The sequence below is a fragment of the Streptomyces beijiangensis genome (assembly GCF_017315755.1).
GTDB lineage: Bacteria > Actinomycetota > Actinomycetes > Streptomycetales > Streptomycetaceae > Streptomyces > Streptomyces beijiangensis.
The window spans coordinates 1-212 of the sequence record NZ_JAFLRJ010001426.1 but is presented as its reverse complement, the minus strand read 5'-3'; the positions used below and the strand labels follow the sequence as shown (position 1 = coordinate 212).

At 75.0% G+C, this 212-nt stretch carries 1 protein-coding gene; it reads right to left on the bottom strand.

Annotated features, from left to right (window positions below):
• A partial coding sequence (locus tag J0695_RS42120) for a UvrD-helicase domain-containing protein (RefSeq protein WP_206970079.1) occupies positions 1 to 212 on the bottom strand: 212 nt, incomplete at both ends.

Here is a 212-nt window from a genome sequence, read left to right as displayed (position 1 = left end):
GGGCCGACGATCAGGACGGCGCGGCGGGCCAGCAGCTCGCGGTACTCGTAGAGGAGGTAGGCGGCGCGGTGCAGGGCCACGGCGGTCTTGCCGGTACCGGGGCCGCCCTCGACCACCAGTACGCCGCGGTGCGGGGCGCGGATGACGCGGTCCTGGTCGGCCTGGATGGTGCGGACGATGTCGCCCATGCGGCCGGTGCGCGCGGAGTTGAG